This is a genomic window from Pseudomonas sp. 7P_10.2_Bac1 (assembly GCF_025465935.1).
Classification (GTDB): domain Bacteria; phylum Pseudomonadota; class Gammaproteobacteria; order Pseudomonadales; family Pseudomonadaceae; genus Aquipseudomonas.
Genome location: NZ_JANLNV010000024.1, coordinates 43,338 through 58,916, shown reverse-complemented (window position 1 = coordinate 58,916; position 15,579 = coordinate 43,338). Strand labels below are relative to the sequence as shown.

Sequence of the window (15,579 nt, the reverse complement as noted above, 5' to 3'; positions counted from 1 at the left end):
GCTTGAAAAATCCCCCAAGCGCTGGACAACCCTTTCCACCGCCCCCAGGCTCTTGCAGCTTGCATTGAAAATACTGAAGGCTTTGGTAGTTCCTTGGTATCTAGTAGCGCCTGCCGTGCGGGGTTTCTATGCAATAGCTTGGCTCGTCGTTATTATGCGTGCCTGATTGTGAGGCGAAACTTGCATGCTGACGTTGTTAAAGCTTCTAAAAGATGGTCGTTTTCATTCTGGGCAAGCGCTGGGGGCTGCGCTCGGCATTAGCCGTAGTGCGGTCTGGAAGCAATTGCAACGTCTGGAGGCAGATCTCAACTTGTCTATCCATAAAGTTCGTGGTCGTGGTTATCAATTGGCCGCTCCGCTTGAGTTGCTTGAGCAAGCCCAGCTAGCTGATAGCCCTTATCCTGTCTTTATCCATGAATCCTTAGACTCTACGAACGCTGAAGCAATGCGCCAAATTGCCGCGGGCATGCAGTCTCCGTTTGCAGTGGTTGCTGAGCAGCAGAGTGCGGGGCGTGGTCGAAGGGGGCGCAAGTGGGTTAGTCCATTTGCCGAGAATATTTATTACAGCCTGGTTCTTCGAATTGAGGGTGGGATGCGCCAGCTCGAAGGACTGAGTTTGATTGTCGGCTTGGCGGTACTGAATACGCTTCGAGATTTTGGGGGGCGGAGCGCTGGACTGAAATGGCCCAACGATGTGCTGGTTGGAAACAAAAAAATCGCTGGTATTTTGTTGGAGTTGTTAGGCGATCCCGCTGATGTGTGCCACGTCGTGGTGGGTATTGGTATCAACGTTAATATGATTGTGGCTAGCGAGGTAGATCAGTCGTGGACGTCAGTTCGTCTAGAGTCTGGTTGTACCATTAACCGCAACGATCTCATTGTCGATCTTGGACGTAAACTGCAGGGTTACCTGGTTCGTCATGAATCTGAAGGATTCGCTGCGATACAGGCGGAGTGGGAGTCTAATCATTTGTGGCAAGGTCGTGCGGTGACGTTGATCGCGGGTGCGCATACTGTTGATGGTGTGGTGATTGGTGTTGATCAGCAGGGCGCATTGCGTCTGGGCGTGGCAGGCCAGGAGAAGGTTTTCAGTGGTGGCGAACTAAGTCTGAGGTTGCGCCATGATTCTTGAAATAGACTGCGGTAACAGCTTTATAAAGTGGCGTGTTATAGAGGGTGATGTTGTTGTCGAGGGCGGGGTAGTAGATTCCGATGCGGGATTGATCACCGTGCTTCTGGCTAAACCTTTGTTACTAATTACGCGCTGTCGTTTGGTCAGTGTGCGCAGTGATGAGGAAACCTCAAACCTGATAGCGGCTATCTCTTGCGCATTTTCGGTCGAAGTGGTCTGCGCTGTACCAGCAAGGGCGATGGCAGGCGTCACCAACGGCTATGAGGACTTTGAGCGTCTTGGGCTCGATCGCTGGCTAGCTTTGGTGGGCGCTTATGAGCTTTCCGGGCGCGCTTGTCTAGTGCTTGATCTGGGGACTGCCGTGACGGCGGATTTTGTCGCTAAAGACGGTAAGCACCTGGGTGGATTTATTTGTCCGGGGCTGCCACTCATGCGCAGTCAACTGCAAACACATACCAGGCGGATCCGATATGACAATCTATCTGCAGAGCAGGCCTTACTACAAAATACCCCGGGCCGGACGACGGTGGAAGCCGTAGAGCGCGGATGCCTGATGATGTTGCGCGGTTTCGTCTTGGGGCAGTTGCAGTTGGCTCATGATTATTGGGGGGATGATTTCGAGGTGTTTCTCACTGGAGGAGATGCGCATCTGGTTGCTTGCGCAGTGCCTGATGGGCGTGTGGTGAAAGATCTTGTGTTCATAGGCCTGGCTGCTGCTTGCCCAATTAATTGAGGTTTCTATGCGCTGGTTGTTTCTGCTGCTGGTTGTATTGAATGTTTTCTACTTTGTATGGCATCAGCAGGAAGCGCCTTTAAGAGCAAAGGAGGTTGTCTCTCTATCACTCTATAAAGGGAGTAAACAGGAGATACAGTTGTTGAGCGAGACGCGTACTGGTCTTGTCACGGTACAGCCGGTTGGTAATGAAGGTGATGAGAGGGCTCTCTGCATCTACTTGAGTGGGCTGACAGGCGTTGACGCTCAGAGCAAGGTTCTGGAGGCGTTTGAAGCTGCAGGCCTAAAGTATGGTCTGGAAAGGATGGGTCGTGCAGGCACGGGGGATTTTGTTCTAGTCCTTTCATCTTCAGAAAGCGCGTCAGCGACCGACAGTGTTATGCAGAGGCTTCTCAATGAATTCAATGAGTTAAAATACGAAAAAAAGCAGTGCCAGGGGTTGCGGCCATCCGATAGTTTGCATAGAATGGCGCCCGCTCCACAATGAACACTGGAAACAGATGGGTGTGTGGAGTGAGTCAGCAGCCTAACTTGATGATTTAATTAAGAAAAATTGTTGACAGAGAGTGGAGATGATGTATAATCTCGCTCAGCTCAGGAGGGGTTCCCGAGCGGCCAAAGGGATCAGACTGTAAATCTGACGTCTACGACTTCGAAGGTTCGAATCCTTCCCCCTCCACCATATTTTCGCAAATCAGCAAGATTTGCGGGTGTAGTTTAGTGGTAGAACCTCAGCCTTCCAAGCTGATGATGCGGGTTCGATTCCCGCCACCCGCTCCATTCGCGCTGGTTTCAAAGATGTTTTGCTCTTGTAGCTCAGTTGGTAGAGCACACCCTTGGTAAGGGTGAGGTCAGCGGTTCAAATCCGCTCAAGAGCTCCATATAACAAGGCAGATATGAAAATATCTGCCTTTGTTTTAACGGGTTGGAAAGCTCGTCCAGAGTGTTTGCTGGTGGCGCTGATATTGGGTGTTGCTGCTCTGGTTTGTAATTGCTGTGGTTGGTGGCCTGCATTCAGCTGCTGATATGTCTTTAGGTTGATTTGGCCTTTTGATGAAAGTAATTGCATTGGTTGTTGAAAAGTCTCTCTCGGGTCTGCATAATCGGCGGCTCGATAATGTTTTAGGTCAGTAGCTCAATTGGCAGAGCGACGGTCTCCAAAACCGTAGGTTGGGGGTTCGATTCCCTCCTGACCTGCCAGATTCGCTCAATGCGTCTGGCTTTCTTTTCACAGGATCCTCTTTGATGACTCCCAAGGCTGAAGTTCAAGGCTCTCGCTTCGATCTCCTCAAGTGGCTAGTAGTTGTTGCCCTTGTGGTTGTTGGCGTTGTTGGGAATCAGTACTATTCTGGTTCGCCGATCCTGTATCGCGTCATTGCGCTTCTTGTAATTGCTGCTGTTGCTGCCTATGTGGGCTTGCAGACTGCAAAAGGCAAGTCGTTTGCTGTCCTGGTAAAGGAAGCTCGTACTGAGATTCGTAAAGTCGTATGGCCAACTCGCCAAGAAACTACGCAGACCACGTTGATCGTGGTGGCTGTTGTTCTTGTTATGGCGTTGCTGTTGTGGGGTTTGGATTCCCTGCTCGGCTGGCTCGTTTCCTTGATTGTTGGCTAAGGGTGTCCCGTGGCTAAGCGTTGGTACGTAGTGCATGCTTATTCGGGTTACGAAAAGCATGTTATGCGCTCTCTGATCGAGCGTATTAAGCTGGCAGGCATGGAAGATGGCTTCGGCGAAATTCTGGTTCCCACTGAAGAAGTGGTTGAAATGCGTAATGGCCAGAAACGCAAAAGCGAGCGTAAATTCTTCCCTGGTTATGTACTCGTCCAGATGGACATGAGCGAAGGTACTTGGCACTTGGTCAAGGATACCCCTCGCGTCATGGGTTTCATCGGTGGTACCGCTGACAAGCCTGCGCCGATTACAGATAAAGAGGCAGAAGCAATTCTGCGTCGCGTCGCTGATGGCAGCGACAAGCCGAAGCCGAAGACCCTGTTCGAGCCGGGTGAAGTCGTTCGTGTCACCGACGGCCCGTTTGCAGACTTTAATGGCACGGTCGAAGAAGTTAACTACGAAAAGAGTCGCATCCAGGTGGCTGTGCTCATTTTCGGACGTTCCACTCCGGTGGAGCTGGAGTTTAGCCAGGTCGAAAAGGTCTAGCTGAACACGAATCCCAACCCCACGGCTTCGGTCGTGGGGTTTTGTCGTCACTGGGATAAACACGCAAGTAACCGGGGAGCCTTTTAATTTAGGCGTCTGAACCCGTAATTGGAGTGCCTCATGGCCAAGAAAATTACCGCTTACATCAAGCTGCAAGTGAAGGCCGCACAGGCCAACCCAAGCCCACCTGTTGGTCCAGCTCTGGGTCAGCATGGTGTGAATATCATGGAATTCTGCAAAGCTTTCAACGCCCGTACTCAGGGTATTGAGCCAGGCCTGCCGACTCCAGTGATCATCACTGTATACAGCGACCGTAGCTTCACCTTCGAAACCAAGTCGACCCCTGCTTCGGTTCTGCTGAAGAAGGCTGCTGGTCTGACTAGCGGTTCCGCTCGTCCAAACACCGTTAAGGTTGGCACTGTTACCCGTGCTCAGCTGGAAGAAATCGCGAAAACCAAAAACGCGGATCTGACTGCAGCTGATATGGAAGCAGCCGTGCGTACCATCGCCGGTTCTGCTCGTAGCATGGGCCTTAACGTGGAGGGTGTGTAATGGCTAAGCTGACCAAGCGTCAAAAGGCAATCGCTGGCAAAATTGAAGCTGGCAAGTCTTACAACTTCGTAGACGCTGCTGCTCTGTTGGCTGAGCTGTCGACTGTAAAATTCAACGAGTCTTTTGACATCGCTGTTAACTTGGGCGTTGACCCACGTAAATCTGACCAGGTCGTTCGTAGCGCCACTGTGCTGCCACACGGTACTGGTAAGACTGTACGTGTAGCTGTGTTCACCCAAGGCCCGGCTGCTGAGGCTGCTCTGGCTGCAGGTGCTGACCGCGTTGGTATGGACGACTTGGCTGCCGAAATGAAAGGCGGCGACCTGAACTACGACGTAGTGATTGCATCCCCGGACGCAATGCGTGTTGTAGGTCAGTTGGGTCAGATCCTCGGTCCACGTGGTCTGATGCCTAACCCTAAAGTTGGTACAGTAACTCCAGACGTAGCTAGCGCCGTTAAAAATGCTAAAGCTGGTCAGGTTCGTTATCGCACCGACAAAAACGGTATTATCCACACTTCCGTTGGCAAGGTCGGTTTCGACGCTGTTCAACTGAAGGAAAACGTCGAAGCCCTGATCGCTGATCTGAAGCGTATCAAGCCAGCTTCGTCGAAAGGTATTTATGTTAAGCGCGTTACTCTGAGCACCACTATGGGGCCAGGCCTGGTCATCGACCAAGGTTCTTTGAACGCGTAAGACATGTTGGCGCAGCATGCTGCGCCAATGAAAAATTGGGGTCCCTGCCTGGCGGGGGCTATCCAAGACCGTAGGCGACGCAAGTCTTAAACCACAAGCCTACGCAGATGGTGCTCCCGGTTCCTTACCGAATCAGACACCAAAACGACATCCGACTCAGGTCAGATGAAACGGTAACAAGCAGGAGTTAAACCCGTGGCAATTAAACTCGAAGACAAGAAGGCCATCGTCGCTGAAGTCAACGAGGCTGCCAAAGTTGCCCTGTCTGCTGTTGTGGCTGATGCCCGCGGCGTGACAGTAGGCGCTATGACCGGACTCCGTAAAGAGGCTCGTGAAGCTGGCGTTTACGTACGTGTTGTACGTAACACCCTGCTCAAGCGCGCTGTTGCTGACACTGAATACAGTGTCCTCAACGACGTGTTCACTGGCCCGACCTTGATCGCATTCTCCAATGAGCATCCAGGCGCTGCTGCCCGTTTGTTCAAAGAGTTCGCTAAAGGTCAGGATAAGTTCGAGATCAAGGCAGCTGCGTTCGAGGGCAAGTTCCTCGCAGCTAATCAGATCGACGTACTGGCAAGCCTGCCGACCCGTGACGAAGCAATTTCTCAGCTGATGAGCGTGATTCAAGGCGCTACCAGCAAATTGGCTCGTACTCTGGCGGCACTTCGCGACCAGAAAGAAGCAGCTGCAGCTTAAGGCTCAGCGACTCCTTTCAGCGTTTATTGTTTATTTCGATGGCCGCATAGGCTGTCACCCCAATACAGGAATTTATAGTCATGTCTCTGACTAACGAGCAAATCATCGAAGCAATCGGCGAGAAATCCGTTCTGGAAATCGTTGAGCTGATCAAGGCAATGGAAGAGAAGTTCGGCGTGTCCGCTGCTGCTGCTTCCGCTGGTCCTGCTGTTGCCGCTGCTGTCGTTGAAGAGCAAACTGAATTCAACGTCATGCTGGTTGAAGCTGGCGAGAAGAAAGTTAACGTGATCAAGGCTGTTCGTGAGCTGACTGGTCTGGGCCTGAAAGAAGCCAAGGCAGTAGTTGACGGCGCTCCAGCACTGGTTCTGGAAGCTGTTGCTAAAGACGCAGCTGACAAAGCCAAAGCTGCTCTGGAAGAAGCAGGCGCTAAAGTCGAGCTGAAGTAAGCATCGACCTTGCGTCTCCAGCCCAAGCGTTAAGCTGAGGCTGATGGCTGGTGGCTCTTGCCACCGGCCTTTTTCCGTTCTTGGCAGCCGACTGGGTTGGCGCCATAACGAGCTGTAACCACCCTGTGCGGTGGAGCAAACCAAGGGGTTTGCACGATTTTCTGGCTGCTCCCGTCGGGAGAGGCCAAACAAGCAGGTGACCAAGCTGGGGAACGCTGATGGCTTACTCATATACTGAGAAAAAACGTATCCGCAAGGACTTTAGCAAGTTGCCGGACGTCATGGATGTGCCGTATCTCTTGGCAATCCAGCTGGATTCGTATCGTGAATTCTTGCAGGCGGGAGCGACTAAAGATCAGTTCCGCGACGTGGGCCTGCATGCGGCCTTCAAATCCGTTTTCCCGATCATCAGCTACTCCGGCAATGCTGCGCTGGAGTATGTCGGTTATCGCTTGGGCGAACCGGCATTTGATGTCAAAGAATGCGTGTTGCGCGGTGTAACTTACGCCGTACCTTTGCGGGTGAAGGTTCGTTTGATCATTTTCGACAAAGAATCGTCGAACAAAGCGATCAAGGACATCAAAGAGCAAGAAGTCTACATGGGTGAAATCCCCCTGATGACTGAAAACGGTACCTTCGTAATCAACGGTACCGAGCGTGTAATTGTTTCCCAGCTGCACCGTTCCCCGGGCGTGTTCTTTGACCACGACCGCGGTAAGACGCACAGCTCCGGTAAGCTGCTGTATTCCGCGCGTATCATTCCTTACCGTGGTTCGTGGTTGGACTTCGAGTTCGATCCTAAAGACTGCGTGTTCGTACGTATCGACCGTCGTCGCAAGCTGCCTGCGTCCGTATTGCTGCGCGCGCTGGGCTACACCACTGAGCAAGTACTGGAAGCGTTCTACACCACTAACGTTTTCCACGTTCAAGGCGAAAGCATCAGCCTGGAACTGGTACCTCAGCGCCTGCGCGGTGAAATTGCGGTCATCGATATCACTGATGACAAAGGCAAGGTGATCGTCGAGCAAGGTCGTCGTATTACAGCTCGTCACATCAACCAGTTGGAAAAAGCCGGTGTCAAAGAGCTCGTTATGCCTCTGGACTATGTCCTGGGTCGCACAACGGCCAAGGCTATCGTGCATCCGGCAACTGGTGAAATCATTGCAGAGTGCAACACTGAACTGACAACTGAAATCCTGGCAAAAGTTGCCAAGAGTCAGGTTGTCCGCATCGAAACGTTGTACACCAACGACATCGATTGTGGTCCGTTCATTTCCGACACTCTGAAAATTGACTCCACCAGCAACCAATTGGAAGCGCTGGTAGAGATCTATCGCATGATGCGTCCTGGCGAGCCTCCAACCAAGGATGCTGCTGAGACCCTGTTCAACAACCTGTTCTTCAGCCCTGAGCGTTATGACCTGTCTGCGGTCGGCCGGATGAAGTTCAACCGTCGTATCGGTCGCACCGAGATCGAAGGTTCGGGCGTGTTGTGCAAAGAAGACATCGTTGCCGTCTTGAAGACGCTGGTCGACATCCGTAACGGTAAAGGCATCGTCGACGACATTGACCACCTGGGTAACCGTCGTGTTCGTTGCGTTGGCGAGATGGCTGAAAACCAGTTCCGCGTTGGTCTGGTACGTGTTGAGCGTGCGGTTAAAGAGCGTCTGTCGATGGCAGAAAGCGAAGGTCTGATGCCGCAGGACTTGATCAACGCCAAGCCAGTGGCTGCGGCGGTTAAAGAGTTCTTCGGTTCCAGCCAGCTGTCTCAGTTCATGGACCAGAACAACCCACTGTCCGAGATTACCCACAAGCGCCGTGTTTCGGCTCTGGGCCCGGGCGGTTTGACGCGTGAGCGTGCAGGCTTTGAAGTACGTGACGTACACCCGACCCACTACGGTCGTGTTTGCCCGATCGAAACGCCTGAAGGTCCGAACATTGGTCTGATCAACTCCTTGGCTGCTTACGCTCGCACCAACCAGTACGGTTTCCTTGAAAGCCCGTACCGCGTTGTGAAAGAAGGCGTAGTGACCGACGAGATCGTGTTCCTGTCTGCTATCGAAGAAGCGGATCACGTGATCGCTCAGGCTTCGGCCACCATGAACGACCAGAAAGTCCTGGTGGATGAGCTGGTAGCTGTTCGTCACTTGAACGAATTTACCGTTAAGGCGCCGGAAGACGTGACCTTGATGGACGTGTCGCCGAAACAGGTTGTATCGGTTGCTGCGTCGTTGATTCCGTTCCTCGAGCACGACGACGCCAACCGTGCGTTGATGGGTTCGAACATGCAGCGTCAAGCTGTACCAACGCTGCGCGCTGACAAGCCGCTGGTAGGTACTGGCATGGAGCGTAACGTAGCGCGTGACTCCGGCGTTTGCGTCGTGGCTCGTCGTGGTGGCGTTATCGATTCCGTGGATGCAAGCCGTATTGTGGTTCGTGTTGCTGATGATGAAGTCGAGACCGGCGAAGCTGGTGTTGATATCTACAACCTGACCAAGTACACCCGCTCCAACCAGAACACCTGCATCAACCAGCGTCCGCTGGTTCGCAAAGGTGATCGGGTTCAGCGCAGCGACATCATGGCCGATGGTCCGTCCACCGACATGGGTGAACTGGCTCTGGGTCAGAACATGCGTATTGCCTTCATGGCATGGAACGGCTTCAACTTCGAAGACTCCATCTGCCTGTCGGAGCGCGTTGTTCAAGAAGACCGTTTCACCACGATCCACATTCAGGAATTGACCTGTGTGGCTCGTGACACCAAGCTTGGCCCAGAGGAAATCACTGCAGACATCCCTAACGTAGGTGAAGCTGCACTGAACAAACTGGACGAAGCCGGTATTGTTTACGTCGGCGCCGAAGTTGGTCCAGGCGACATTCTGGTAGGCAAGGTCACTCCGAAAGGCGAGACACAGCTGACTCCAGAAGAAAAACTGTTGCGTGCAATCTTCGGTGAAAAAGCCAGCGACGTTAAAGACACCTCCCTGCGTGTGCCAACTGGTACCAAAGGTACTGTCATCGACGTACAGGTCTTCACTCGCGATGGTGTAGAGCGTGATGCTCGTGCCTTGTCTATCGAGAAGACTCAGCTGGACGAGATCCGCAAGGATCTGAACGAAGAGTTCCGTATCGTTGAAGGCGCTACCTTCGAACGTTTGCGTTCTGCCTTGGTTGGCCATGTGGCCGAGGGCGGTGCAGGCCTGAAGAAAGGCCAGGAAATCACCAATGAAGTCCTGGACGGTCTTGAGCATGGTCAGTGGTTCAAACTGCGCATGGCTGAAGACGCTCTGAACGAGCAGTTGGAAAAAGCTCAGGCTTACATCATCGATCGCCGTCGTCTGCTGGACGACAAGTTCGAAGACAAGAAGCGCAAACTGCAGCAAGGCGATGACCTCGCTCCGGGCGTACTGAAAATCGTCAAGGTGTACTTGGCAATCCGCCGTCGCATCCAGCCGGGTGACAAGATGGCGGGTCGTCACGGTAACAAAGGTGTGGTCTCTGTGATCATGCCGGTTGAAGACATGCCGTACGATGCCAATGGCACTCCGGTCGATGTAGTCCTCAACCCGTTGGGCGTACCTTCGCGTATGAACGTTGGTCAGATCCTCGAAACCCACCTGGGCCTTGCTGCGAAAGGTTTGGGTGAGAAGATCAACCGCATGATCGAAGAACAGCGCAAGGTTGCTGAGCTGCGTACCTTCCTGCACGAGATCTACAACGAAATTGGCGGTCGTCAAGAAAGCCTGGATGATTTCTCCGATCAGGAAATCCTTGATCTGGCGAAAAACCTTCGTGGCGGTGTACCAATGGCTACCCCGGTGTTCGACGGTGCCAAGGAAAGCGAAATCAAGGCCATGCTTCGTTTGGCAGATCTGCCAGACAGCGGCCAGATGGTGCTGACCGATGGTCGTACCGGCAACAAGTTCGAACGTCCGGTTACCGTTGGCTACATGTATATGCTGAAGCTGAACCACTTGGTAGACGACAAGATGCACGCGCGTTCTACTGGTTCTTACAGCCTGGTTACCCAGCAGCCGTTGGGTGGTAAGGCGCAGTTCGGTGGTCAGCGTTTCGGGGAGATGGAGGTCTGGGCGCTGGAAGCCTACGGCGCGGCATACACTCTGCAAGAAATGCTCACAGTGAAGTCGGACGATGTGAACGGTCGTACCAAGATGTACAAAAACATCGTGGACGGCGATCACCGTATGGAGCCGGGTATGCCCGAGTCCTTCAACGTGTTGATCAAAGAAATTCGTTCCCTCGGCATCGATATCGATCTGGAAACCGAATAACACGTGACGCGAATCGAGAGCGGGGCCTGATTGCTCGCTCTCTGCTCCGCCAGGAGGAAAGGCCTTGAAAGACCTACTGAATTTGCTGAAAAACCAGGGTCAAGTCGAAGAGTTCGACGCCATCCGTATTGGATTGGCATCGCCTGAGATGATCCGTTCGTGGTCGTTCGGTGAAGTTAAGAAGCCGGAAACCATCAACTACCGTACGTTCAAGCCTGAGCGTGACGGCCTTTTCTGCGCCAAAATATTTGGCCCCGTAAAGGATTACGAGTGCCTGTGCGGTAAGTACAAGCGCTTGAAACATCGCGGTGTGATCTGTGAGAAGTGCGGCGTTGAAGTTGCACTGGCCAAGGTCCGTCGTGAGCGTATGGCTCACATTGAACTGGCTTCGCCAGTTGCGCACATCTGGTTCCTGAAGTCGCTGCCGTCCCGTATCGGCTTGCTGATGGACATGACTCTGCGTGATATCGAACGTGTTCTCTACTTCGAGAGCTATGTTGTTATCGATCCAGGCATGACCACTCTTGAAAAAGGTCAGTTGCTGAACGATGAGCAGTATTTCGAAGCGCTGGAAGAGTTCGGCGACGACTTCGATGCCCGTATGGGTGCCGAGGCTGTCCGTGAGCTGTTGCACGCTATCGACCTGGAGCACGAGATTGGCCGCCTGCGTGAAGAAATTCCGCAAACCAACTCCGAAACCAAAATCAAAAAGCTGTCCAAACGCTTGAAGCTGATGGAAGCCTTCCTGGGCTCCGGCAACCTGCCTGAGTGGATGGTTCTGACTGTTCTGCCGGTTCTGCCGCCAGATCTGCGTCCGTTGGTTCCGCTGGATGGCGGTCGATTCGCGACTTCCGATCTTAACGATCTGTATCGTCGAGTAATTAACCGTAACAACCGCTTGAAGCGTCTGCTTGATCTGTCCGCTCCGGACATCATCGTGCGTAACGAAAAGCGTATGTTGCAAGAAGCTGTCGACGCCTTGCTGGATAACGGTCGCCGTGGCCGTGCTATCACCGGTTCGAACAAGCGCCCTCTGAAATCCTTGGCTGACATGATCAAGGGTAAGCAAGGTCGTTTCCGTCAGAACTTGCTCGGTAAGCGTGTTGACTATTCGGGTCGTTCGGTAATTACCGTAGGTCCGACCCTGCGTCTGCATCAGTGCGGTCTGCCTAAGAAAATGGCTCTCGAGCTGTTCAAGCCGTTCATTTTCGGCAAGCTTGAAATGCGTGGTCTCGCAACCACCATCAAAGCAGCCAAGAAAATGGTTGAGCGCGAGCTGCCAGAGGTGTGGGACGTTCTCGCCGAAGTTATTCGCGAACACCCGGTCCTCCTCAACCGTGCGCCGACGCTTCACCGTCTGGGTATCCAGGCATTTGAACCGGTACTGATCGAAGGTAAAGCCATTCAGCTGCACCCTCTGGTTTGTGCTGCGTACAACGCCGACTTTGACGGCGACCAAATGGCTGTACACGTACCGCTGACACTGGAAGCCCAGTTGGAAGCGCGTGCGTTGATGATGTCGACTAACAACATTCTGTCGCCAGCTAACGGTGAGCCAATCATCGTTCCTTCGCAGGACGTTGTATTGGGTCTGTATTACATGACCCGTGAAGCGATCAACGCCAAGGGCGAAGGTCGTGTGTTCGCCGATCTGCAGGAAGTTGACCGTGTGTTCCGTGCAGGCGAAGCCGCACTGCACGCCAAGGTCAAAGTGCGGATCACCGAAACCGTCAACGATCGTGATGGCGGCAGCGTGACCAACACCCGCATTGTCGATACAACTGTCGGTCGTGCGCTGTTGTTCCAGGTTGTTCCAAAAGGTCTGTCGTACGACGTCGTCAACTTGCCAATGAAGAAAAAGGCAATCTCCAAGCTGATCAACCAGTGCTATCGCGTGGTTGGTTTGAAAGAGACTGTGATCTTCGCTGACCAGTTGATGTACACCGGTTTTGCTTATTCGACTATTTCGGGCGTTTCTATCGGTGTTAACGACTTCGTTATCCCGGACGAAAAAGCTCGCATCATCGGTGCTGCTACCGACGAAGTGAAAGAAATCGAAAGCCAGTACGCCTCGGGCCTGGTAACACAGGGCGAGAAGTACAACAAAGTAATCGACCTTTGGTCGAAAGCTAACGATGAAGTGTCCAAGGCAATGATGTCGAACCTCTCGAAAGAGAAGGTTGTTGACCGTCACGGCAAGGAAGTTGAGCAAGAGTCGTTCAACTCCATGTACATGATGGCCGACTCTGGCGCTCGGGGCTCTGCTGCGCAGATTCGTCAGCTGGCTGGTATGCGTGGTCTGATGGCTAAGCCAGACGGCTCCATCATCGAAACGCCTATTACTGCAAACTTCCGTGAAGGTCTGAGCGTACTTCAGTACTTCATCTCGACTCACGGTGCTCGTAAAGGTCTGGCGGATACCGCCTTGAAAACAGCTAACTCCGGTTACTTGACGCGTCGTCTGGTAGACGTAGCGCAAGACTTGGTAGTAACTGAAGTCGACTGCGGCACCGAGCACGGCTTGTTGATGACTCCGCACATTGAAGGCGGTGACGTAGTAGAGCCGCTGGGTGAGCGTGTATTGGGTCGTGTTATCGCCCGTGACGTCTTCAAGCCAGGTACGGATGAAGTTATTGTGCCGGCAGGCACTCTGGTTGACGAGAAGTGGGTTGAGTTCATCGAGCTCAACAGCATCGACGAAGTAATCGTTCGCTCGCCAATCAGCTGTGAAACCCGTTTCGGTATTTGCGCTAAATGCTACGGTCGCGATCTGGCTCGTGGTCATCTGGTGAACATCGGTGAAGCTGTCGGCGTAATCGCTGCGCAGTCGATCGGTGAGCCGGGTACCCAGCTGACAATGCGTACGTTCCACATCGGTGGTGCGGCAAGCCGGACCTCGGCTGCTGATAGCGTCCAGGTCAAGAATGGCGGTACTGTCCGTCTGCACAACCTCAAGCACGTTGAGCGTGTAGATGGCTGCCTGGTAGCGGTATCGCGTTCGGGTGAGCTGGCAATCGCTGATGACTTCGGTCGTGAGCGTGAGCGCTACAAGCTGCCTTACGGTGCGGTAATTTCGGTTAAAGAAGGTGACAAGGTTGACGCTGGCTCGATCGTAGCCAAGTGGGACCCGCACACTCACCCAATCGTTACCGAAATGAAAGGTACCGTGACCTATGTAGGCATGGAAGAAGGCATCACGATCAAGCGTCAGACCGACGAATTGACCGGTATGACCAACATCGAAGTGCTTGATGTCAAAGACCGTCCAGCTGCCGGTAAGGAAATCCGCCCGGCCGTTAAGATGGTAGGTGTTGATGGTAAGGATCTGTTGCTGCCTGGTACTGACGTACCGGCTCAGTATTTCCTGCCGGCAAACGCATTGGTAGGTGTAGCGGATGGTGCGGAAATCGCGATCGGTGATGTAATCGCTCGTATTCCGCAAGAAACTTCGAAAACTCGAGACATCACCGGTGGTCTGCCACGCGTTGCTGACTTGTTCGAAGCGCGTCGTCCGAAAGAAGCCTCCATCTTGGCTGAAGTCAGTGGCACCATTGCATTCGGTAAAGAGACCAAAGGCAAGCGTCGTCTGGTTATTACCCCGAACGACGGTAGCGACCCGTACGAAGAGCTGATTCCAAAGTGGCGTCACCTGAACGTCTTCGAAGGCGAACAAGTGAACCGCGGCGAAGTTATCTCTGACGGTCCTAGCGATCCACACGATATCCTGCGTCTGCTGGGTGTGAGTGCGCTGGCCAAGTACATCGTTAACGAGATTCAAGACGTTTACCGTCTGCAAGGCGTGAAGATCAACGACAAGCACATCGAGACCATCTTGCGTCAGATGCTGCGTAAAGTTGAAATTTCCGAATCTGGCGATTCTTCGTTCATCAAGGGCGACCAGATGGAGCTGACGCAGGTACTGGTCGAGAACGAGCGCCTGGGTAACGAAGACAAGTTTGTGTCTAAGTTCACTCGCGTTCTGTTGGGTATCACCAAGGCGTCGCTGTCTACCGAGTCGTTCATCTCCGCGGCCTCTTTCCAAGAGACTACCCGCGTACTGACCGAAGCTGCGGTAACCGGCAAGCGCGATTACCTGCGCGGCCTGAAAGAAAACGTTGTCGTGGGTCGTCTGATCCCGGCAGGTACTGGTTTGGCCTACCACAGCGAGCGCAAGCGCCGCCGTGATGCAGACAAGCCATTGCGCGTGAGCGCCAGTGAAGTGGAAGCAGCACTGACCGAGGCGCTGAACTCAAGCGGTAACTGAGTTCTGCGATAAATGAAGGGTAGGCCCTGACCTTTCCGTTCATCGAATCGAGACATTTAGTCGAGCTTTGGTGGGTGGGAAGGTCGGGGCCTTGCCTTGACTGGGGGCAGGATCCTCTTTAGACTCTTGTACCCCTAAATTTGGCGGGGATTCGTTCCCGCCATTTTGCTTTTCTTGTAAGACAATAGCGTCGCAAGACAACAGTGGAGCTAGTAGATGGCAACTATCAACCAGCTGGTACGTCAGCCGCGTAAGCGTATCGTCGAGAAATCCGACGTGCCTGCGCTGCAAAACTGCCCGCAACGTCGTGGCGTATGCACCCGTGTGTATACAACTACGCCGAAAAAACCTAACTCGGCACTGCGTAAAGTATGCCGTGTGCGCCTGACCAACGGTTTCGAGGTTTCCTCGTACATCGGTGGTGAAGGTCACAACCTGCAAGAGCACAGCGTGGTACTGATTCGTGGCGGTCGTGTAAAAGACTTGCCAGGTGTTCGTTATCACACCGTTCGCGGCTCTTTGGATACTTCCGGCGTTAAAGGTCGTAACCAAGGTCGTTCGAAGTACGGTACCAAGAAGCCGAAATAGTTTTCGGTAGTTGGTAAATAATGC

At 53.2% G+C, this 15,579-nt stretch carries 12 protein-coding genes and 4 tRNA genes; all 16 read left to right on the top strand.

Features of this window, described 5'->3' with window-relative positions; translation table 11 throughout:
* Positions 1 to 184: 184 nt before the first annotated feature.
* The 16 genes from birA to rpsL all read left to right on the top strand — a co-directional run bounded on the left by birA (position 185) and on the right by rpsL (position 15,555).
* Positions 185 to 1,132, top strand: coding sequence for a bifunctional biotin--[acetyl-CoA-carboxylase] ligase/biotin operon repressor BirA (gene birA / locus NTD86_RS05445; protein WP_262201124.1), 948 nt, complete (start codon positions 185 to 187; stop codon positions 1,130 to 1,132).
* Entirely contained in the window at positions 1,122 to 1,865 is a 744-nt protein-coding gene (locus NTD86_RS05440) for a pantothenate kinase (RefSeq protein ID WP_262201123.1), read from the top strand. The genes birA and NTD86_RS05440 overlap by 11 nt, the downstream gene beginning before the upstream one ends.
* Positions 1,866 to 1,872: 7 nt before the next feature.
* Positions 1,873 to 2,352 carry a hypothetical protein gene (locus NTD86_RS05435; RefSeq protein WP_262201122.1) on the top strand — a complete coding sequence of 160 codons (480 nt, stop codon included), beginning with the start codon at positions 1,873 to 1,875 and terminating at the stop codon, positions 2,350 to 2,352.
* A gap of 110 nt (positions 2,353 to 2,462) precedes the next feature.
* A tRNA-Tyr gene (locus tag NTD86_RS05430) sits at positions 2,463 to 2,547 on the top strand.
* A 24-nt stretch (positions 2,548 to 2,571) separates the two neighbouring features.
* Positions 2,572 to 2,645, top strand: a tRNA-Gly gene (locus NTD86_RS05425).
* 25 nt (positions 2,646 to 2,670) lie between these two features.
* Positions 2,671 to 2,746 (top strand) — tRNA-Thr (locus tag NTD86_RS05420).
* 243 nt (positions 2,747 to 2,989) lie between these two features.
* A tRNA-Trp gene (locus NTD86_RS05415) sits at positions 2,990 to 3,065 on the top strand.
* Between the two features lie 45 nt (positions 3,066 to 3,110).
* Positions 3,111 to 3,479 carry a preprotein translocase subunit SecE gene (secE, locus tag NTD86_RS05410; RefSeq protein ID WP_016779165.1) on the top strand — a complete coding sequence of 123 codons (369 nt, stop codon included), beginning with the start codon at positions 3,111 to 3,113 and terminating at the stop codon, positions 3,477 to 3,479.
* 9 nt (positions 3,480 to 3,488) lie between these two features.
* Entirely contained in the window at positions 3,489 to 4,022 is a 534-nt protein-coding gene (nusG, locus tag NTD86_RS05405) for a transcription termination/antitermination protein NusG (RefSeq protein WP_026014126.1), read from the top strand.
* A gap of 120 nt (positions 4,023 to 4,142) precedes the next feature.
* Positions 4,143 to 4,574: a 50S ribosomal protein L11 gene (gene rplK / locus NTD86_RS05400; protein ID WP_008008888.1), complete on the top strand. Its 432-nt coding sequence runs from the start codon at positions 4,143 to 4,145 to the stop codon at positions 4,572 to 4,574.
* Complete coding sequence (rplA, locus tag NTD86_RS05395) at positions 4,574 to 5,269, top strand: 50S ribosomal protein L1 (RefSeq protein WP_262201121.1); 696 nt, start codon at positions 4,574 to 4,576, stop codon at positions 5,267 to 5,269. The genes rplK and rplA overlap by 1 nt, the downstream gene beginning before the upstream one ends.
* Positions 5,270 to 5,464: 195 nt before the next feature.
* Positions 5,465 to 5,965, top strand: coding sequence for a 50S ribosomal protein L10 (gene rplJ, locus NTD86_RS05390; protein ID WP_003444392.1), 501 nt, complete (start codon positions 5,465 to 5,467; stop codon positions 5,963 to 5,965).
* An 80-nt stretch (positions 5,966 to 6,045) separates the two neighbouring features.
* Positions 6,046 to 6,411 carry a 50S ribosomal protein L7/L12 gene (rplL, locus tag NTD86_RS05385; RefSeq protein ID WP_262201120.1) on the top strand — a complete coding sequence of 122 codons (366 nt, stop codon included), beginning with the start codon at positions 6,046 to 6,048 and terminating at the stop codon, positions 6,409 to 6,411.
* A 218-nt stretch (positions 6,412 to 6,629) separates the two neighbouring features.
* Positions 6,630 to 10,703 carry a DNA-directed RNA polymerase subunit beta gene (rpoB, locus tag NTD86_RS05380; RefSeq protein ID WP_262201119.1) on the top strand — a complete coding sequence of 1,358 codons (4,074 nt, stop codon included), beginning with the start codon at positions 6,630 to 6,632 and terminating at the stop codon, positions 10,701 to 10,703.
* A 64-nt stretch (positions 10,704 to 10,767) separates the two neighbouring features.
* A complete protein-coding gene (gene rpoC / locus NTD86_RS05375; protein WP_262201118.1) occupies positions 10,768 to 14,967 on the top strand; it encodes a DNA-directed RNA polymerase subunit beta' in 4,200 nt (1,399 codons plus the stop codon).
* 216 nt (positions 14,968 to 15,183) lie between these two features.
* On the top strand, positions 15,184 to 15,555 hold the full coding sequence (gene rpsL / locus NTD86_RS05370) for a 30S ribosomal protein S12 (protein ID WP_002555494.1): 372 nt from the start codon (positions 15,184 to 15,186) through the stop codon (positions 15,553 to 15,555).
* Positions 15,556 to 15,579: the final 24 nt, after the last annotated feature.

Bases quoted from the DNA above. Each gene is read 5' to 3' on its own strand.
- birA (WP_262201124.1), top strand. From the start codon at position 185: ATGCTGACGTTGTTAAAGCTTCTAAAAGATGGTCGTTTTCATTCTGGG.
- NTD86_RS05440 (WP_262201123.1), top strand. From the start codon at position 1,122: ATGATTCTTGAAATAGACTGCGGTAACAGCTTTATAAAGTGGCGTGTT.
- NTD86_RS05435 (WP_262201122.1), top strand. From the start codon at position 1,873: ATGCGCTGGTTGTTTCTGCTGCTGGTTGTATTGAATGTTTTCTACTTT.
- secE (WP_016779165.1), top strand. From the start codon at position 3,111: ATGACTCCCAAGGCTGAAGTTCAAGGCTCTCGCTTCGATCTCCTCAAG.
- rplK (WP_008008888.1), top strand. From the start codon at position 4,143: ATGGCCAAGAAAATTACCGCTTACATCAAGCTGCAAGTGAAGGCCGCA.
- rplA (WP_262201121.1), top strand. From the start codon at position 4,574: ATGGCTAAGCTGACCAAGCGTCAAAAGGCAATCGCTGGCAAAATTGAA.
- rplL (WP_262201120.1), top strand. From the start codon at position 6,046: ATGTCTCTGACTAACGAGCAAATCATCGAAGCAATCGGCGAGAAATCC.
- rpoB (WP_262201119.1), top strand. From the start codon at position 6,630: ATGGCTTACTCATATACTGAGAAAAAACGTATCCGCAAGGACTTTAGC.
- rpsL (WP_002555494.1), top strand. From the start codon at position 15,184: ATGGCAACTATCAACCAGCTGGTACGTCAGCCGCGTAAGCGTATCGTC.